General features: G+C 38.8%; 19 protein-coding genes and 1 riboswitch. Of the genes, 17 read left to right on the top strand and 2 right to left on the bottom strand.

What is annotated here, in order from left to right; translation table 11 throughout:
* The first annotated feature begins 57 nt into the window (after positions 1-57).
* From J7E66_RS13910 to J7E66_RS13875, 8 genes are all read left to right on the top strand, one after another.
* Positions 58-1764 (top strand): AMP-binding protein, encoded by a 1707-nt coding sequence (locus tag J7E66_RS13910; RefSeq protein WP_215000950.1) that lies wholly within the window; start codon positions 58-60, stop codon positions 1762-1764.
* 196 nt (positions 1765-1960) lie between these two features.
* On the top strand, positions 1961-2545 hold the full coding sequence (locus tag J7E66_RS13905; RefSeq protein WP_215000947.1) for a fatty acid metabolism transcriptional regulator FadR: 585 nt from the start codon (positions 1961-1963) through the stop codon (positions 2543-2545).
* A gap of 24 nt (positions 2546-2569) precedes the next feature.
* Positions 2570-3343, top strand: coding sequence for an enoyl-CoA hydratase (locus tag J7E66_RS13900; RefSeq protein ID WP_215000944.1), 774 nt, complete (start codon positions 2570-2572; stop codon positions 3341-3343).
* A gap of 105 nt (positions 3344-3448) precedes the next feature.
* Complete coding sequence (locus tag J7E66_RS13895) at positions 3449-4222, top strand: electron transfer flavoprotein subunit beta/FixA family protein (protein ID WP_168245266.1); 774 nt, start codon at positions 3449-3451, stop codon at positions 4220-4222.
* Between the two features lie 38 nt (positions 4223-4260).
* Positions 4261-5238 carry an electron transfer flavoprotein subunit alpha/FixB family protein gene (locus tag J7E66_RS13890; protein ID WP_215000942.1) on the top strand — a complete coding sequence of 326 codons (978 nt, stop codon included), beginning with the start codon at positions 4261-4263 and terminating at the stop codon, positions 5236-5238.
* 157 nt (positions 5239-5395) lie between these two features.
* Positions 5396-5710: a thioredoxin gene (trxA, locus tag J7E66_RS13885; RefSeq protein WP_088089186.1), complete on the top strand. Its 315-nt coding sequence runs from the start codon at positions 5396-5398 to the stop codon at positions 5708-5710.
* A 140-nt stretch (positions 5711-5850) separates the two neighbouring features.
* Positions 5851-7623 (top strand): excinuclease ABC subunit UvrC, encoded by a 1773-nt coding sequence (gene uvrC / locus J7E66_RS13880; RefSeq protein ID WP_215000939.1) that lies wholly within the window; start codon positions 5851-5853, stop codon positions 7621-7623.
* Between the two features lie 70 nt (positions 7624-7693).
* Positions 7694-7871: riboswitch (Lysine riboswitch) on the top strand.
* A 113-nt stretch (positions 7872-7984) separates the two neighbouring features.
* Positions 7985-9202, top strand: coding sequence for an aspartate kinase (locus tag J7E66_RS13875; RefSeq protein WP_215000936.1), 1218 nt, complete (start codon positions 7985-7987; stop codon positions 9200-9202).
* A 49-nt stretch (positions 9203-9251) separates the two neighbouring features.
* Here the strand turns inward: J7E66_RS13875 and J7E66_RS13870 are convergent, their stop codons facing one another.
* Positions 9252-9695 carry a YslB family protein gene (locus J7E66_RS13870; RefSeq protein WP_215000934.1) on the bottom strand — a complete coding sequence of 148 codons (444 nt, stop codon included), beginning with the start codon at positions 9693-9695 and terminating at the stop codon, positions 9252-9254.
* 440 nt (positions 9696-10135) lie between these two features.
* Between J7E66_RS13870 and J7E66_RS13865 the strand changes: the two genes are divergently transcribed.
* The 7 genes from J7E66_RS13865 to J7E66_RS13835 all read left to right on the top strand — a co-directional run bounded on the left by J7E66_RS13865 (position 10136) and on the right by J7E66_RS13835 (position 16902).
* Positions 10136-10744, top strand: coding sequence for a succinate dehydrogenase cytochrome b558 subunit (locus tag J7E66_RS13865; RefSeq protein WP_088089182.1), 609 nt, complete (start codon positions 10136-10138; stop codon positions 10742-10744).
* A gap of 57 nt (positions 10745-10801) precedes the next feature.
* The gene (gene sdhA, locus J7E66_RS13860) at positions 10802-12550 is read left to right on the top strand and encodes a succinate dehydrogenase flavoprotein subunit (protein ID WP_168245261.1); all 1749 of its coding nucleotides are present in this window, start codon (positions 10802-10804) and stop codon (positions 12548-12550) included.
* A 15-nt stretch (positions 12551-12565) separates the two neighbouring features.
* The gene (gene sdhB, locus J7E66_RS13855; RefSeq protein ID WP_215000932.1) at positions 12566-13327 is read left to right on the top strand and encodes a succinate dehydrogenase iron-sulfur subunit; all 762 of its coding nucleotides are present in this window, start codon (positions 12566-12568) and stop codon (positions 13325-13327) included.
* Positions 13328-13501: 174 nt separating this feature from the next.
* The gene (locus J7E66_RS13850; RefSeq protein WP_215000930.1) at positions 13502-14083 is read left to right on the top strand and encodes a class D sortase; all 582 of its coding nucleotides are present in this window, start codon (positions 13502-13504) and stop codon (positions 14081-14083) included.
* Between the two features lie 141 nt (positions 14084-14224).
* Positions 14225-14449: a spore germination transcription factor GerE gene (gerE, locus tag J7E66_RS13845; RefSeq protein WP_026563391.1), complete on the top strand. Its 225-nt coding sequence runs from the start codon at positions 14225-14227 to the stop codon at positions 14447-14449.
* Positions 14450-14949: 500 nt separating this feature from the next.
* The gene (locus J7E66_RS13840) at positions 14950-15651 is read left to right on the top strand and encodes a Na-translocating system protein MpsC family protein (RefSeq protein WP_251032918.1); all 702 of its coding nucleotides are present in this window, start codon (positions 14950-14952) and stop codon (positions 15649-15651) included.
* Between the two features lie 105 nt (positions 15652-15756).
* Positions 15757-16902: an ATP-binding protein gene (locus tag J7E66_RS13835; protein WP_215000927.1), complete on the top strand. Its 1146-nt coding sequence runs from the start codon at positions 15757-15759 to the stop codon at positions 16900-16902.
* 78 nt (positions 16903-16980) lie between these two features.
* On the opposite strand, the gene J7E66_RS13830 is transcribed toward J7E66_RS13835, so the two are convergent.
* A complete protein-coding gene (locus J7E66_RS13830; protein WP_088089177.1) occupies positions 16981-17283 on the bottom strand; it encodes a HesB/YadR/YfhF family protein in 303 nt (100 codons plus the stop codon).
* Positions 17284-17491: 208 nt separating this feature from the next.
* Between J7E66_RS13830 and J7E66_RS13825 the strand changes: the two genes are divergently transcribed.
* On the top strand, positions 17492-17941 hold the full coding sequence (locus J7E66_RS13825) for a MarR family winged helix-turn-helix transcriptional regulator (protein ID WP_215000924.1): 450 nt from the start codon (positions 17492-17494) through the stop codon (positions 17939-17941).
* Positions 17942-17955: 14 nt separating this feature from the next.
* A complete protein-coding gene (racE, locus tag J7E66_RS13820; protein ID WP_251032917.1) occupies positions 17956-18750 on the top strand; it encodes a glutamate racemase in 795 nt (264 codons plus the stop codon).
* Positions 18751-18774: the final 24 nt, after the last annotated feature.

The following is an 18774-nucleotide window of genomic DNA, read 5'->3' as shown; positions in this document are numbered from 1 at the left end:
TATAATAAAAGAAAAGTGTGAATTTTTAAAATTATCCATAAAGAAAAGGGGGATCTTATGTATGAATCAAAACCGTGGCTGGCTCTGTACCCAAAAGAAATTCCTGCCACACTGGAATACTCCTCAGAGCCAGTACAGCAATACTTAGTGAATTCTGTTCGAAAATATCCAGAAAAAGTGGCCATTCATTTTATGGGGAAAGTAATTACCTATAAGAAACTTTATAATGAAGTAATGAATTTTGCTGGTTATTTACAAGGAAACCTAGGCATTTCAAAAGGTGACCGCGTTGCTATTATGCTTCCAAACACACCTCAGGCTGTAATTAGTTATTTTGCCATATTAATGGCAGGCGGAATTGTCGTTCAAACAAACCCATTATATACGGAACGTGAACTTGAATACCAGATGAAAGATTCGGGAGCAAAGGCCATCATCACACTCGACATCCTCTACCCACGCGTATCTAAAGTGATGCCGCAAACAGAATTACAGCATGTAATTGTAACCGCTATCAAGAGCTACTTACCATTCCCTAAAAATCTAATTTATCCCTACATCCAGAAAAAACAATATGGAATTGTCGTTAATGTTCAACACAAAGGAAGCACGCATTTACTTTCGGAAATATTAAAAATGGAGCCTCAAAAAGTAAGAAATTATGATTTCAACCCTGAGGAAGACGTAGCACTCCTCCAATATACAGGAGGGACAACAGGATTTCCAAAAGGCGTGATGTTAACACATAAAAATTTAATAGCCAATACAAAGATGTGCCAGGCATGGCTTTACAAATCCAAGCCAGGAGAGGAATCAGTTCTCGGGATTATCCCGTTTTTTCACGTCTATGGAATGACAACCGTTCTTATTTTCTCTGTGATGCAGGCAAATAAAATGATATTATTACCTAAATTTGATGTTGAGACCACATTAAAAACCATTCAAAAACAGCGCCCGACTCTGTTTCCTGGTGCACCGACGATTTATATTGGAATATTGAATTATCCTGATCTAAGAAAATATGATTTATCATCCATTCATTCTTGTATAAGTGGTTCAGCTGCGTTGCCAATTGAAGTACAAGAGCAGTTTGAGGCCGTAACAGGAGGGAAATTAGTTGAAGGATATGGTTTAACGGAAGCATCTCCTGTAACACATTCGAACTTTTTATGGGACGTACCAAGGGTGAAGGGAAGTATTGGTGTGCCTTGGCCTGATACTGAGGTAAAGATCGTATCGATTGAAACAGGTGAACCCGTCCCAGTAAAGGAAATAGGCGAATTTGCCATAAAAGGTCCGCAAATCATGAAAGGCTATTGGAATCGTCCAGAAGATACTAAGGAAGTCTTACATGATGGATGGCTGTATACGGGTGACCTTGGTTATATGGATGAACAAGGATACTTTTATGTGGTGGACCGCAAAAAGGATATGATTATTGCAGGAGGTTACAATATTTATCCTAGAGAGATAGAGGAAGTATTATATGAACATCCAGATGTTCTTGAAGCGGTCGCAGCAGGTATTCCTGACCAGTACCGCGGAGAAACGGTAAAAGCATATATTGTCTTAAAAGAAGGTTCATCGGTTACCGCAGATGAAATGAACCAATTTTCAAGAAAATATCTTGCTGCATATAAAGCCCCGAGATTATATGAATTTAGAAAAGAATTGCCTAAAACAGCTGTAGGGAAAATTTTAAGAAGGATGCTTGTAGAAGAAGAAAAACAAAAAATAGAAGCAGAAAACCAAAAACACGCATAATTGCTTCCTCTTTTTTTTGACAGATTAAGCCTGTCCCTTTGTTGGGAATATGAAAAAGGTATAGAGTATATCTTGACAGATAAACGAATAATAATTATTATGAAAATATGAATGATTATTCATTCATATTTTCTTTTATTTAGTCAAGATCAACAGTATAAACTGTAACAGAATTTTCTTCAAAGGAGGGATATAGTTGAAAAAAAATAAACCAAAATACATGCAAATTATTGATGCTGCGGTGATTGTAATCGCAGAAAATGGCTATCACCAAGCCCAGGTTTCAAAAATTGCCAAACAGGCAGGAGTGGCTGATGGAACCATTTATCTATACTTTAAAAACAAGGAAGACATCCTTATCTCTCTCTTTGAAGAAAAAATGGGAAGTTTCATTGAAAAAATAGATACAATGATAGCAGGAAAAGGGACGGCGGCAGAGAAATTATTAATGATGATAGAAGCTCACTTTAGTATGCTTTCTGACGACCATCACATGGCGATCGTAACGCAATTGGAGTTACGGCAATCCAATATAGAATTGCGACTCCGAATTAATGATGTTCTAAAAGGTTACCTAAAGGTAATCGAAAAGATTGTTATTGAAGGTAAAGAAACAGGAGAGTTTTCAATCGACCTCGATATTCGTCTGGCCCGGCAAATGATATTCGGTACAATTGATGAAACCGTTACATCGTGGGTGATGAATGAGGAAAAGTATGATTTGCTTGCACTGGCGTCTCCAGTCCATCGCCTCTTGATCAATGGCTGCGGAAGCAGGTAGAATTTAAAATAGGGGGGAGTTATTTTGGAATATTTAAAATGGTCCTATCAAGACAGTATTGCCACGATCACGATTGATCGTCCACCGGCAAATGCCCTTTCTTCAGGTCTTTTAAGGGAATTGTCGACAGTGCTTGATGAAATCGAATCAAACCGTGAAATTAGAGCCCTTGTCATTCATGGGGAAGGGCGGTTCTTCTCGGCTGGGGCAGATATTAAAGAATTTACAACGGTTTCTTCAGCTGAAGGTTTTTCTAATCTTGGTAAGTTTGGACAGGATTTATTTGACCGGATGGAAAAATTTCCAAAACCGATCATTGCGGCAATCCATGGTGCGGCGCTTGGCGGTGGTCTCGAACTTGCTATGGCTTGTCACATTCGCCTTGTCAGTGAAACCGCAAAACTCGGTCTTCCGGAGCTGCAACTGGGCTTAATTCCTGGATTTGCCGGTTCGCAGCGTCTGCCGAAATATGTAGGTGTGGCAAGAGCTGCTGAAATGCTGTTCACATCCGAGCCAATTACAGGTATTGAGGCCGTAAAATATGGCTTAGCGAATCATGCCTATGTAGAGGCAGAAGTATTAGAGCAGGCGTATAAGCTCGCTGGAAAAATTGCTAAGAAAAGTCCAGGCTCTATTAAAGCAGCCATCGAATTATTAAATTATGCAAAAACAGAAGAGTTCTATGAAGGTTCGAAAAGAGAATCTGAGTTATTTGGTCAAGTTTTTGTCTCTAGCGATGGTAAAGAAGGCATTCAAGCTTTTATTGAAAAAAGGGAACCACAATTTAAAGGTGAATAAACGTATCTTTGTAGTATAATTGTAAAGGAAGCCCTTTTTTTTCTAGGAAATTTTCTTAATCTTTCAAACTGAGCGAATGCTCGAAATTTTATTAGGAGGGAAACCATGAATATTTATGTATTACTGAAAAGAACCTTTGATACTGAAGAAAAAATTACGATTAGCGGCGGAAAAATCAATGAGGACGGTGCTGAATTTATTATCAATCCTTATGACGAATATGCGATTGAAGAAGCCATCCAAGTTCGCGATGCTAAGGGCGGAGAAGTAACTGTCATTACTGTTGGTACGGAAGAGTCTGAAAAGCAATTACGTACAGCACTTGCGATGGGCGCTGACAAAGCCGTCCTTATTAATACAGAAGATGATGTGGAAAATGGGGATCAATTTACTACAGCAAAAATCCTTGCTGAATATTTAAAGGATAAAGATGCTGATTTAATCATTGGCGGAAATGTGGCGATTGACGGTGGTACAGGTCAGGTCGGACCACGTGTCGCGGAACTACTTAATATCCCTTACGTAACAACAATCACAAAGTTAGAAATCGACGGTACAAATGTAACCGTTACCAGAGATGTTGAAGGCGATTCCGAAGTTATAGAAACGAGCCTTCCCCTATTAGTAACTGCACAACAAGGTCTAAATGAGCCGCGCTATCCTTCATTACCTGGGATCATGAAGGCAAAGAAAAAGCCGCTTGAGGAATTAGAATTAGACGACCTTGATCTTGAAGAAGACGATGTGGAAGCAAAAACAAAAACAATCGAAATTTATTTGCCGCCTAAAAAAGAAGCAGGCAGAGTATTAGCCGGCGATTTGAATGATCAAGTAAAAGAACTTGTTCAGCTACTTCATACCGAAGCAAAAGTAATTTAATCGACTTTTTACAAATATGTTTTCAGGAGGTATATGGAATGTCAAGAAAAGTTTTAGTATTAGGAGAAGCTCGTGACGGTTCATTACGTAATGTTTCTTTCGAAGCGATTGCAGCAGCAAAAACGGTTGCTGAGGGCGGAGAAGTGGTTGGTGTTTTAGTAGGTGCTTCTGTAAGCGCTTTAGGTACGGAGTTGATCCACAACGGTGCCGACCGCGTAGTAGTAGTTGAAGATGAAAAATTAAATCTATATACTTCAGATGGATACGCTCAGGCGCTGTTAGCCGTGCTTGACCAGGAAAAACCAGAAGGGTTAGTGTTAGGTCATACCTCACTAGGCAAAGACCTATCTCCAAGAATTGCTGGAAAATTAGCATCAGGTTTAATATCAGATGCGACTGCTGTTGAGGTTGCAGGTGGAAATGTCGTGTTCACAAGACCCATCTATTCTGGGAAAGCATTTGAAAAGAAAATTGTAACGGATGGCATAATCTTTGCAACAGTCCGTCCAAATAATATTGCGCCTTTGGAAAAAGATGAAAGCAGAAGCGGCGAGGTTTCTACCCTTTCTGTAGACATCAAAGACTTACGTGCCATTATTAAAGAAGTGGTTAGAAAAGCAAGCGAAGGTGTGGACCTAAGTGAAGCAAAAGTGGTTATCTCAGGAGGACGCGGGGTTAAGAGCGCAGATGGTTTTGAACCGCTTAAAGAACTTGCGAATGTCCTTGGCGGAGCGGTAGGAGCTTCACGTGGTGCCTGTGATGCCGACTATTGCGATTACTCTTTACAAATTGGTCAAACTGGCAAGGTAGTCACACCAGACCTTTACATTGCTTGTGGTATTTCTGGAGCAATTCAGCACTTAGCCGGCATGTCTAACTCAAAAGTAATTGTGGCCATTAACAAAGATCCAGAGGCTAATATCTTCAAAATAGCTGATTACGGAATCGTAGGCGACTTGTTTGATGTGGTGCCATTACTAACTGAAGAGTTTAAAAAACTGAAAGTGCACTCATAATATAAAGGCGAGCGGAAGGGTTCCGCTCGCCTTTATTTAAGGATAAATTGAAGTAAATCGGGGGAAAATGATCGATGAAGCAATTTATTAGCTTGATTTTCCAAACGATGTTATACTTTCGGTAAGAAATTCAGTAATCATTAGGAGGGCAATATAAATGGCAATTTCACACTTAACAGATCAAAACTTTTCTGCAGAAACAGGTTCAGGCCTTGTTCTCGTAGATTTTTGGGCACCATGGTGCGGACCTTGTAAAATGATAGCTCCAGTTCTTGAAGAACTTGACTTAGAAATGGGCGAAAAAGTTAAAATCACTAAACTTGATGTGGATGATAACCCGCAAACTGCAGCAAATTTCGGTGTTATGAGCATTCCAACATTATTAGTAATGAAAAATGGCGAAGTGGTAGACAAAGTAGTCGGTTTCCAACCAAAAGATGCATTAGCAAGTGTTTTAGAAAAACACGTGTAAGTATAGAAAGACAAAACCTTAGCTGGAGCCAATCCAGCTAAGGTTTTTCTTTTTTGCAAATGACTACCACTTTCATTTATGAGCCTTTTCCTTTAAAATTTTAACAGACACTATATATATACGGGAGTGAAGTGGCCGGAATGAATGAAATAATCAAGCAAAAACTGACGCTGCTGCCGGATCAACCTGGCTGCTACTTAATGAAAGACCGTCAGGGTACGATTATTTATGTGGGGAAGGCAAAAGTATTAAAGAATCGCGTACGTTCTTATTTCACTGGGTCACACGATGGAAAGACGCTTAGACTAGTCAATGAGATTGAGGACTTTGAATATATTGTAACCTCTTCAAATATTGAAGCACTTCTACTTGAACTCAACCTAATAAAAAAATACGATCCAAAATACAATATCATGCTGAAGGATGATAAAACCTATCCATTTATTAAGCTGACAGCTGAAAAGCATCCGAAACTCATCATTACAAGAAAAGTAAAAAAGGACAAAGGTAAATACTTTGGTCCGTACCCAAATGCGACGGCTGCCAATGAAACGAAAAAGCTTCTTGACCGAATTTATCCGCTGCGGAAATGCTCAACCCTGCCTGATCGGGTCTGCTTATACTACCATTTAGGGCAGTGCCTGGCACCATGTGTCAATGAAATTCAGGAACAACAGTATAAACAAATGACGGATGAAATTACCCGCTTTTTGAATGGCGGTTATAAGGAAATAAAAAAAGAGCTTCAGGCAAAAATGTCAGCTGCTGCTGAAGAGTTAGACTTCGAACGAGCGAAGGAGTTCCGTGATAAAATCATTCATATCGAAACCATCATGGAAAAACAGAAAATTACCATGAACGATTTTACGGATCGTGATGTTTTTGGCTATGCAGTCGATAAAGGCTGGATGTGTGTGCAAGTCTTTTTTGTCCGCCAAGGGAAACTAATTGAGAGGGACGTCTCCATGTTCCCCTTCTATAATGAGCCTGAGGAAGAAATACTAACTTTCCTCGGACAATTTTATTCGAAAGCTAATCACTTCAAGCCGAAGGAAATCCTGATTCAAGATGAAGTCGATTTGAGTCTGGCGGAACAACTGCTTGAAGTAAAAGTGCTCCAGCCACAACGGGGGCAGAAAAAGGATATTGTCCAATTGGCAATCAAAAATGCGAAAATTGCCTTAAATGAAAAGTTTTCCTTGATCGAAAAGGATGAAGACCGCACCATTAAGGCGGTCGAGAACTTGGGGGAATTACTCGAAATTTATACTCCGCACCGGATTGAAGCATTTGATAACTCCAACATTCAAGGGACAGACCCAGTATCAGCCATGGTCGTTTTCATTGATGGGAAGGCAAATCATCGGGAGTACCGGAAATATAAAATTAAAACCGTACAAGGACCTGATGATTATGAATCCATGCGTGAAGTGACAAGAAGAAGGTATTCACGCGCCTTAAAAGAAGAACTTCCCCTCCCTGATTTAATCATCATCGATGGTGGTAAAGGTCATGTTGAAGCCGTAAGAGATGTGTTGGAAAATGAGCTAGGACTGGATATTCCACTCTCGGGACTCGTCAAAGATGATAAACACAAAACTTCCCAACTGCTGTACGGCAATCCTTTGGGAATTGTTCCATTAGGCCGAAACAGCCAGGAGTTTTATTTACTGCAAAGAATTCAAGATGAGGTCCATCGCTTTGCCATTACGTTTCATCGTCAGCTTCGTGGAAAAAGTGCCTTTCAATCCTTGCTCGACGATATTCCAGGAATCGGGGAGAAACGAAAAAAGCTATTGCTAAAACAATTTGGCTCTGTGAAAAAAATGAAAGAGGCTAGTATGGAGGAATTTACAAATATCGGAATTCCTATGAATGTAGCCGAAGAATTAATTAAAAAACTTCAATCCTAGTGATTGTAAGAAAAAATAGAACATGCTATAATAAGTGAAAATTTAATTTACTATCACTTTTACGTATTAAAGTGAAGGTAGAGGTGCGAGCTTCAAGAGTAATGGTTCTGAGAAGGATGGGCTTCTAAGACGGATCATGAAAGGGAATGTTCGCCGAAGTAAAGAAAGTCTCATTTCTTTCTTTGCTGGTCCTGTATTGAATAAATGCCGGATTGTCAGGACGAATGTCTTGGAGAGCTATCTTACATTGTAGGTGCGAGAATATTTTTTCGTGTTCTAAAGCAATGAGATGCCCTTCTCATTGCTTTTTTGTTTTTTGGGGGATAAATAAGGTATTCACTTAAAAGAAGGAGAAACAAACATGGGGATTATTGTACAAAAATTCGGAGGCACCTCCGTTGCGAATGTAGAAAGAATACTAAATGTTGCATCCTGTGTAAAAGAGGAGACAGACCGTGGCAATAATGTAGTCGTTGTTGTTTCTGCGATGGGAAAATCAACGGATACACTGGTCGGATTAGCAAAAGAAATTTCCGCACAGCCAAATAAGCGGGAAATGGACATGCTGTTATCAACAGGAGAACAGGTAACCATTGCGTTATTATCAATGGCTTTAAATCAGCAAGGGCTTGATGCCGTCTCTTTTACAGGCTGGCAGGCAGGAATCATCACAGAACCTGTCCATGGAAATGCCCGCATTTCGAATATTAAAACGTCTGCAATTGAAACGGAGCTCGCAACGGGTAAGGTTGTCATTGTGGCAGGATTCCAAGGAATCACGGAAGAAGGCGCAATTACGACACTCGGTCGTGGTGGTTCTGATACGACAGCTGTGGCATTAGCGGCAGCCTTAAAGGCAGATAAATGCGATATTTATACCGATGTTACTGGGGTTTTCACCACAGATCCAAGATATATCAAGAATGCTCGCAAATTATTATCAGTATCGTACGATGAAATGCTAGAGTTAGCTAATTTAGGTGCTGGTGTGCTCCATCCAAGAGCAGTAGAATTTGCTAAAAACTATCAGGTGCGGCTTGAGGTTCGCTCGAGCATGGAGAGAGTAGAAGGAACAGTTATTGAGGAGGAAGCAGCAATGGAACAAAACTTAGTAGTCCGCGGTGTCGCATTTGAAGACGAAATAACAAAAGTAACAGTATTAGGATTGGCGAATTCATTAACAAGTCTATCTACCATCTTTTCAACACTAGCGGAAAATCACCTGAATGTTGACATTATTATTCAAAGTACTACTGAGGGCGATACGGCTAATTTGTCTTTCTCTATCCATACTAATGATTTATTAGAAACATTAAAGGTATTAGAAGACAATAAAGCAGTGCTTGCTTATGAGCAGATTGATGCAGAAAATAAATTAGCTAAGGTGTCAATTGTTGGCTCAGGAATGATTTCTAATCCTGGTGTAGCAGCAAAAATGTTTGAGGTACTCGCTGCTAACAACATCCAAATTAAAATGGTCAGCACATCCGAAATCAAAGTATCAGCAGTAGTAGAAGAAAGAAATATGTTAAAAGCAGTAGAAGCCTTGCACGAAGCCTTCGGACTGGCAAACAAATAAAAAAAGGGTGTCAGGCACCGAAGCGGTGCCTGACACCCTTTTCCCACGTTTAGTTCTTTTCCCATTTAACAGTGAAAAGGACTTTATTTGATTTCTTTACAGGATGTTCAAAGGTTTCTGCATTGGCTTCTTTTTGAAGTTCAATTTGTTGGGCAAGGAAGCCGGCTTCGAGTTGGAAAAAGTGCTCAGCTTTTGATTTCACACGCGGGACAATAACTGGACTCATTAGTTCAAATTGGATTTCAGTTTTATTTTCTTTTTTAATTTCAAGTTGGCCCCAAGAGGCTTTGGTGAAAAAATCCATAATCTGAGCAATATCAGTTAGTGGAAATTTACGTGCGAGGCGTTTTCCGGCCCAATATAAAATTTCAGGTGTATCTTTTCCTAAAATCTCAGGTAAAAGAATTTCTCTGATTAATTCATACCCGAAAATAGATATGGTTTTTGGTTCATCGGTATCTATAGTCTCAACAACAACTGTACTATCGTTCACAAGCTTCCCCTCTTTCTATCATTCTATTATATACGCTTTTTGTTAGGTGTCAGTACAGTTTTTCTAGAAAATAGGATGAAAAATAGCTTATTTTTTTTAGTATTTTGCAATATCTTACCTTGTTTTCCATGATAATTATCATTCCCGATAAAGAAATAATAACAACCGTTATTTCTTGGTAATTAATTGAAGGAATTCAAGAAATGTTGAGAAAAAACCCATTTTTTTAGCGAGAATATATAAATTATTATAATATCAATATATTTAAAAAATTTTAGTTTTATGCGAGTTATGTGTATCCGTTTTCTTGACGCTCTAAGATGATGGGAGTAAAATGGACATGTCACATTATTGTCACACTGATGCTAGGTTTCATATAAGGAAACTTAAATGCTAGAAACTGAACATCATTTTTTTAAACATTATAGGGGGGTAAATTTATGGCAGGTAATCGAGAGTTTGTTTATCGGAGATTGCATTCGTTGCTAGGGGTTATTCCAATCGGGATCTTTGTCATCCAGCATCTGATTGTGAACCACTATGCGACAGTTGGGGTAGAATCCTTCAACAAAGCTGCGAATTTTATGGGAAATCTTCCTTTTCGCTACGTGTTAGAAACTGTAATTATTTATTTACCAATTTTATTCCATGCAATCTACGGGCTGTATATTGCTTTTACAGCCAAAAACAATGCAAGCCAATATGGATTCTTTAGAAATTGGATGTTTATGCTTCAACGTGTGTCTGGTGTGATTACACTTATTTTTATCACATGGCATGTATGGGAAACACGAGTAGCAGCGGCGTTTGGAAATGAAGTTAACTTTCAAATGATGCAAGATATTCTTTCCTCACCGTTTATGTTTGCGTTTTATGTCATTGGGATTATTTCAGCAATTTTCCACTTTGCAAACGGATTGTGGTCATTCTTTGTTAGCTGGGGCATCACAGTATCTCCACGTTCTCAAGTTATTTCTACATACGTGACAATCGTTATTTTCTTAGCTCTATCCTATGTTGGAGTAACGACTTTATTAGCTTTTGTATAACAAATTAATGATTGATCGGAAAAATATTGGATTTTGGATTAAGGGAGTGAGTCACGAATGAGTAAAGGTAAGGTAATTATTGTCGGCGGTGGTTTAGCTGGCTTAATGGCAACGATTAAGGTTGCAGAAACAGGAACACCTGTAGAGTTGTTTTCTCTTGTTCCCGTTAAACGTTCTCACTCTGTTTGTGCCCAGGGTGGTATTAATGGAGCTGTAAATACAAAAGGTGAAGGCGATTCAACATATATTCACTTTGATGACACCGTTTATGGCGGAGACTTCTTAGCAAACCAGCCTCCAGTAAAAGCAATGTGTGACGCAGCGCCTGGTATTATTCACTTAATGGACCGTATGGGAGTTATGTTTAACCGTACTCCAGAAGGACTATTGGACTTCCGTCGTTTCGGGGGAACACAGTTTCACCGGACAGCATTTGCAGGTGCGACTACTGGTCAACAGTTACTTTATGCTTTGGATGAACAAGTTCGTCGTGAGGAAGTTGCCGGTCTTGTAACCAAATACGAAGGCTGGGAATTCCTAGGTGCAGTCGTTGATGACGATGGTGTGTGCCGCGGTATCGTTGCTCAAAATTTAAAAACCATGGAAATTAAATCGTTCTCAGGGGATGCTGTAATCATGGCTACCGGCGGCCCTGGTATTATCTTTGGAAAATCTACAAACTCAGTTATTAATACAGGTTCAGCAGCATCGATTGTGTATCAGCAAGGTGCTTATTACGCTAACGGTGAAATGATCCAAATCCATCCAACGGCCATTCCTGGTGACGATAAGCTTCGCCTCATGAGTGAATCGGCTCGTGGTGAAGGCGGCCGTATCTGGACATATAAAGATGGGAAACCATGGTATTTCTTAGAGGAGAAATATCCTGCTTACGGAAACCTGGTACCACGTGATATCGCTACTCGCGAAATTTTTGACGTTTGTGTTAATCAAAAACTCGGAGTCAATGGCGAAAACATGGTATACCTCGATCTTTCTCATAAGGATCCACATGAATTAGATATTAAACTTGGCGGGATTATTGAAATTTATGAAAAATTTATGGGTGATGATCCTCGTAAAGTTCCAATGAAAATCTTCCCTGCTGTTCACTATTCAATGGGTGGTCTTTGGGTTGATTATGACCAAATGACAAGCATCCCTGGTCTATTTGCAGCGGGTGAATGTGATTATTCTCAGCATGGTGCGAACCGTTTAGGCGCCAATTCCTTGCTTTCAGCCATTTATGGCGGAATGGTTGTAGGACCAAACGTAGTTAAATATATCAAAGGCTTGGAGAAGAGTTCCGATGCAGTTTCTTCTACCGTATTTGACCGACATGTGAAAGAACAAGAAGATAAGTGGAATTCAATTATGTCCCTAAATGGAAATGAAAATGCTTACGTTCTTCATAAAGAGCTTGGGGAATGGATGACAGATAATGTAACGGTTGTTCGTCATAACGACAGGCTATTAAAGACAGATGAGAAAATTCAGGAACTTCTAGAACGTTACCAAAACATCAATATTAATGATACATCCAAATGGAGCAACCAAGGGGCAGCCTTTACTCGTCAACTTCAAAACATGCTGCAATTGGCTCGTGTTATTACAATTGGTGCATACAACCGGAATGAGAGCCGTGGTGCTCATTATAAGCCTGACTTCCCTACACGTAATGATGAGGAATTCTTAAAAACAACAATGGCGAAATTTGTTGACAGTTCATCAGCACCGGCTTTCCATTATGAAGATGTTGATGTTTCATTGATCAAGCCACGCGAACGCAATTACGCAAAAAGTTAAGGGGGAGTAGGAAGAATGTCTGAAACTAAAATGGTTAAATTTATTATTTCACGTCAAGATAACGAAAATACTACTCCTTATCAGGAGGAATTTGAGGTTCCTTACCGTCCGAATATGAATGTCATCTCGGCGTTAATGGAAATCCGTAAGAACCCATTAAACGCAAAAGGACAAGATTCTAGTCCTGTTGCCTGGGATATGAACTGTCTTGAAGAAGTTTGCGGTGCATGTTCCATGGTGATCAACGGGAAGCCTCGTCAAGCCTGTTCAGCACTTGTCGACCAATTGGAGCAGCCGATTCGATTAGCTCCGATGAAAACTTTCCCAGTGGTTCGTGACTTGCAGGTTGACCGGAGTAGAATGTTTGATGCCTTAAAGAAAGTGAAAGCATGGATCCCAATCGATGGTACCTATGATTTGGGCCCAGGACCACGTATGCCTGAGACAAAGCGTCAATGGGCTTATGAGCTTTCTAAATGTATGACATGTGGGGTTTGCCTTGAGGCATGCCCGAACGTAAACAGCCAATCAAACTTTATTGGGGCACAGCCGCTTTCTCAAGTTCGTCTTTTCAATGCCCATCCAACTGGTGCAATGAATAAGGCAGAAAGACTTGAAGCGATAATGGGCGACGGCGGACTTGCAAACTGTGGTAACTCACAGAACTGTGTTCAATCTTGTCCGAAAGGTATTCCGTTGACTACCTCAATTGCTGCATTAAATCGTGATACAACCATTCAAGCCTTCAGAAGCTTCTTTGGAAGCGACCACGCATAGAATGGCGGAAGACTTTTCGTTTAATTAAAATGTGATTCAAAAAACCTTCTTTTCTATCATTGAAAAGAAGGTTTTTTGTCGTCTATGGGCTACAATTGCAATGGTTCTTTCAGTAGTGATTTGTTATACTCTTATTAATAACGTTAGTTCGTTGAAAAAGGAAGGTACATACAGGTGAAATCTAAATTTCCGCTGTTAATTATTCTTACAGGATTAATATTAGTAGGTATTGGGCTTTGGCAATTTATAGATGTGAAAACGCAAACACATGCTTCACTCAAGCAAGCTAAGGAACTAATTGCAGACCAGCCTGAAGATGCCCCTAAAAAGAGGGAAGTAAACAGCAAGCCGCCAAAAATGGGGGAGACAGTTGGTCTTTTAGCCATTCCAAAAATCAAAGCAGAGTTAGCAATCATCGAAGGAACCTACCCCGATGATCTCGAAAAAGGTGTCGGCCATTATAAAGGAGCCTATTATCCTGGTGATCAAGGACAAATTGTTCTTTCAGGACATCGAGACACCGTTTTTCGTAAATTAGGGGAACTTGAGATTGGCGATTCACTGAAGATGGAAATGCCGTATGGATCCTATACTTATGAAATAATTGATACCAAAATTGTTAAGTCTGATGATACGAGCATTATTACGCTCCAACATAATAAAGAGGAATTAATCTTAACAACCTGTTACCCGTTTAGTTATATAGGAAATGCCCCAAAACGATACATTATTTATGCAAAGCCCAAAAACTCCTAATCGCTAGGAGTTTTTTTTATAAAAACCAATCATCTGTTTGTAAATATAGTCACTACATTAGAACTGTTCACATAAGATATGTTGACTAAATATATACCCACCCCGTGTTCATACTGGCGAAGGCAAGGAGGGTTACAGTACTTGAAGGAGAATGTTTATAATCACAAGCCGTTACTCACCAAACGAGAAAGAGAAGTATTCGAGTTATTAGTACAAGACAAAACAACGAAAGAAATCGCTGGTGAATTATTTATAAGCGAAAAAACGGTTCGGAATCACATTTCAAATGCCATGCAAAAGCTTGGTGTAAAGGGGCGTTCACAAGCAGTTGTAGAGCTCCTTCGAATGGGAGAGCTAGAACTTTAATTATGACCGGCATCCTCTTGGGGAGGCCGGTTTAATTTTGAATAGATAGCCATAAAAAAGGGAAGCAAACAAAATGCTTACCCTTTTGTCTACAATGCAGATCAGCGATACTTGAAAAATACTTTTATGCTTACTTGAAAGCAGGCATTCTAAACCACAATTTTAGCCGGGAAGTGGTATGACTAAATAAGAAGGCTGCTCTAACCCCCATAATAATTAAGGTTGAGAATAAGCTAAAGAGAATATTCAAAGCATATCCCTCCACATTGAAGATTCGTGTTAAAAAGTAACACTAAGGTTATTGTTAATCTAGGAAATAATTTTATTCAGGTTGTGTGTGATAACAACCACGAATTCAGTGCGAAATTGTCAACGAAAAGAATTTGTTACAAAAATTGCGAATAAATCTTTATAAATAAATTGATAATCTAGTTATAGACATTTAAAATAAACCTAGGATAAAAGAAATAATGCTTTTATCTCATCAAAGGATGTTTTTCTTGGAATACAAACAAGTGCAAACAGAACTGGCGGGTTATATTGGGAGAACACTCCGTGAAAACTTCGGCAAAGGTCCCGAATCTGTTTATGTTTCCTATAATCACACGATACTGACTGTTTATTTACGAAACTTTATTTCGCCTTCTGAAAGTGTTTTGTTAGGGCAGCACCAAGAAGCGATGATCCAAACAACAAGAGATTTGTTGATGCAAAAATTAATCCCTGAGTTTAAAGCCTATATTAAAATTTTGACAAGTATGGAAGTTAATGAGTTTTATTATGATTGGGATTTACATAATAAAAGTGGATTATTTGTTTGTATTGGCTCTACCTCGACCGAAATCGAAATTAATAATGAAAAAACCTGTAATTATCATGGTCAAGAATCTCTTCACCAAGAAATTAATAGAATAAGCCTTCAAGCGGAAAAAACGCCTGAAGAGGTCGTTTCCTATTTATTAAATGAAAGAACGCTGGTAGTTATTAGAAATGGAATTCTTGTGCCAATTGAGAAGGAGTTAATTCGTTTAGGGAACTTTGAGATATTAAGGATTGCGAAACGGAATCTAGAGAAGCGATTATTACATAATAGCGGTAATTTTGAATCGATTCTACAAACGAAAGTGAATGATATATTTGTGGATTGGGATTTTTATCGCGATAAAAGTGTAATCGTACTAATATTATCACCAACAGCATAAAGGCGGAAGTGAACTAGACAATTTCAATTGAGCTAGACATAAGCCAGGATGGGATGACTCCTATCTTGGCTTTTATTTTATTGGGGAAGGAATAGATAAATAAAGATGGGCAGTTCAATAAAAGCAACTTATAATGGATCAATTCAAACGAATATAGAAGAAGAATTAGAAAAACGTGAAGAATCCTATCGGGATTTAGTTGACAATTCACCTGACGCCGTAATCATTGCCTGTGAAGATGACATTCTTTTTATAAATGAAACGGGTGCAAGATTATTTGGAGCATCAAACAAAGAAGAAATTCAACAAAAGAAAATAGTCGATCTCATCCATCCTGATTATCATGGGCGTATTAAAGAACGGGTGGAAATAGTAACGCGTGGGGATGCAACAGACTTTTTTGAATATAAATTGATCAGGTTGGATGGCACTGTGTTTGAGGCGGAAGTAAAAGGAATTCCCACGATATTTCAAAATAAACGAGCAAGGCATGTTATTATCAGGGATATAACTGATCGAAAAAAAACACTAGAACTATTACTAAATGCTGAGAAATTAAATGTAGCTGGCCAATTGGCAGCAGGGATTGCACATGAAGTACGAAATCCACTCACTGCGATTAAAGGGTTTCTTCAATTAATAGAAACAAAGCTAAATGACCATAAATCTTACTTTGATATTATCCAATCGGAAATTGATAGAATTGAACTCATTCTCAGTGAGTTATTGATACTCGCAAAACCACAAGATCTAAAGTTTGAGCCAGTGCTTTTACAAGCATTGATTGAAGATGTGAAAACGCTGATTGATACCCAGGCAATTATGAATAATGTGCAGATTGAATTTGTTAATGATTGTGGAAATTTAATCATCAACGGCGATAAAAATCAACTAAAACAAGTGGTTATAAATTTTTTAAAAAATGCGATTGAAGCGATGTCGAATGGCGGGGTGATCACTATTGAGCTGAAAAAGCACGGTTTTAATCAAGTAAAGATGCTAATTAAGGATACAGGAAGTGGAATGCCGCATCATGTATTAAAACGAGTAGGGGAACCATTTTTTACTACAAAAGAGAGCGGCACTGGATTAGGAATTATGAATTCCAAACAAATTGTTGATAATCACCATGGGACCGTTCATTTTTGGAGCGATGAAAAAGGAACGCTAATCGAAGTTATACTGCCAATTAATGGAGATAAGATGGAAAGGTCTAAACAGAGGGGGAGAGGTTTTTCGAAAAAATGGTAAATAAAATAGGCAGGAGTTTTAATAAAGACTAAAATAGGAGGGCTGAGAACAACCTTCCTATTTTTGTTGAGTATTCTATTATTCCGGTGACTTGGTATAACTATATTCTAATTCATCTGTTTTTTCATTGTAATTTACCTGTAAATCATGTCCATTAAAAAACCACAAGTCCCTTTCTTCAACATAAAACCACATGCCCTCTGATTCGAATTTAGTTATCATATCGATTGGCTCGTTATCTACTGTGAAACCGAGCGAAAAACCTTCTTGCACAGGGCTGTTTCCATAAACCTTTGGATAAAACTTCACCTTATCTCCTGTTTTTAACTCTACTTCGTCTTTAAACCACTTTAGTGCTGTCTTGCTGATTACAATTTCCATTCTTATCTCACCTTTGGTCGATTATTCTAATTTCTATTTTATTATACTCCAAAGAGTCTTAAACTAATATTTCTAATAGTTTCAACTTGAATTTTTAGCGAAAAAAGTAGAAAATAAGGTAAGTATTTAGATATTTAATTTTTAAACAATATGTTTAAATAGATATGGTCTTGAGGAGAAGAGAAGCTTTTTATAGGAGTGTTATGAGATGAAACACGAAAATTCACAAGAAGCAAATGGTGACATTGTTGCCAATATTGAGAAGGATTTACGCTACATCTCTGGGATCATCAAGCAAAAAGGAAGAGAAATGCTAAGTAATTATACGATTACTCCACCGCAATTCATTGCATTGCAATGGCTCTTTGAAGATGGTGATATGACAATTGGGGAGCTCTCTAATAAGATGTATTTGGCATGCAGTACGACGACAGATCTTGTTGATCGAATGGAGAAAAATTTACTCGTAGAGCGGGTAAAAAATCCAAACGATCGTCGTGTTGTCAGAATTCATCTACTTGAAGAGGGCAAGCGAATCATTGATGAAGTGATTAAAAAGCGTCAAGTCTATTTAGAAGAAGTGTTGGTCGATTTCTCATCTGAAGAAATTCAACTTCTTCAAAAAAGCTTAACGAAATTGCATCAGGAAATGCGTTAAAAGAGGCGATAAGTTTGAAACAAGCAATTGGTGTTATTGATTCCGGCGTTGGCGGATTAACTGTTGCCAAAGAGGTAATCAGACAGCTTCCAAATGAGAAAATCATCTATTTGGGGGATACCGCACGTTGCCCATATGGTCCGAGAACAACAAAGGAAGTAAAGAGGTTCACTTGGGAAATGACCTCTTTTTTATTAGAAAAGAAGATTAAGATGCTCGTAATTGCCTGCAATACGGCAACAGCAGCGGCACTAGACGAGATTCGTAAGGAATTGTCCATCCCAGTCTTAGGGGTAATTAATCCAGGCGCACGGGCGGCAATCAAAAAGACAAAAAACTACCGTGTCGGAATTATCGGCACAGTGGGTACAGTAAAAAGTGGTGCTTATGAAAGAGCCTTGAAATCATTAAATAGCCGGCTTTTTGTCAAAGCACATGCTTGTCCAAAATTTGTCCCTCTTGTAGAGAGTGATGAATTTGGTGGACCGATTGCGGAAAGAATTGTCGACGAGGCTTTAAAGCCGATGCAGAATCAGAACCTGGATACCCTTATTTTAGGCTGCACCCATTACCCATTGCTTGAACCTGTCATAAAAAATGTCATGGGTGAGTCTGTAAGCGTAATTAGTTCTGGTGATGAGACCGCTCGAGAAATAAGTGCAATCCTCCAATTTAATGGGTTACTTGATTCGTGTGAAGAAGAACCAGAGCATGAATTTTACACTACCGGTTCAAGGCGGATATTTTCAAAAATCGCCTCACAATGGCTGGGGAATCCAATTAACAATGTGCAAAAGATCAAGCTATAAGTCGAGCCTTCTTTAAATAAGAGG

The sequence above is a fragment of the Bacillus sp. ISL-7 genome, assembly GCF_018613065.1.
This window is presented reverse-complemented; position numbering and strand designations above follow the sequence as displayed.

Excerpts from the sequence above, each read along its gene's own strand:
- J7E66_RS13910 (WP_215000950.1), top strand. The coding sequence starts at position 58 with ATGTATGAATCAAAACCGTGGCTGGCTCTGTACCCAAAAGAAATTCCT.
- J7E66_RS13865 (WP_088089182.1), top strand. The coding sequence starts at position 10,136 with ATGGCAGGTAATCGAGAGTTTGTTTATCGGAGATTGCATTCGTTGCTA.
- sdhB (WP_215000932.1), top strand. The coding sequence starts at position 12,566 with ATGTCTGAAACTAAAATGGTTAAATTTATTATTTCACGTCAAGATAAC.
- trxA (WP_088089186.1), top strand. The coding sequence starts at position 5,396 with ATGGCAATTTCACACTTAACAGATCAAAACTTTTCTGCAGAAACAGGT.
- J7E66_RS13830 (WP_088089177.1), bottom strand. The coding sequence starts at position 17,283 with ATGGAAATTGTAATCAGCAAGACAGCACTAAAGTGGTTTAAAGACGAA.
- uvrC (WP_215000939.1), top strand. The coding sequence starts at position 5,851 with ATGAATGAAATAATCAAGCAAAAACTGACGCTGCTGCCGGATCAACCT.
- J7E66_RS13835 (WP_215000927.1), top strand. The coding sequence starts at position 15,757 with ATGGGCAGTTCAATAAAAGCAACTTATAATGGATCAATTCAAACGAAT.
- J7E66_RS13890 (WP_215000942.1), top strand. The coding sequence starts at position 4,261 with ATGTCAAGAAAAGTTTTAGTATTAGGAGAAGCTCGTGACGGTTCATTA.
- sdhA (WP_168245261.1), top strand. The coding sequence starts at position 10,802 with ATGAGTAAAGGTAAGGTAATTATTGTCGGCGGTGGTTTAGCTGGCTTA.
- J7E66_RS13895 (WP_168245266.1), top strand. The coding sequence starts at position 3,449 with ATGAATATTTATGTATTACTGAAAAGAACCTTTGATACTGAAGAAAAA.
- J7E66_RS13875 (WP_215000936.1), top strand. The coding sequence starts at position 7,985 with ATGGGGATTATTGTACAAAAATTCGGAGGCACCTCCGTTGCGAATGTA.
- J7E66_RS13825 (WP_215000924.1), top strand. The coding sequence starts at position 17,492 with ATGAAACACGAAAATTCACAAGAAGCAAATGGTGACATTGTTGCCAAT.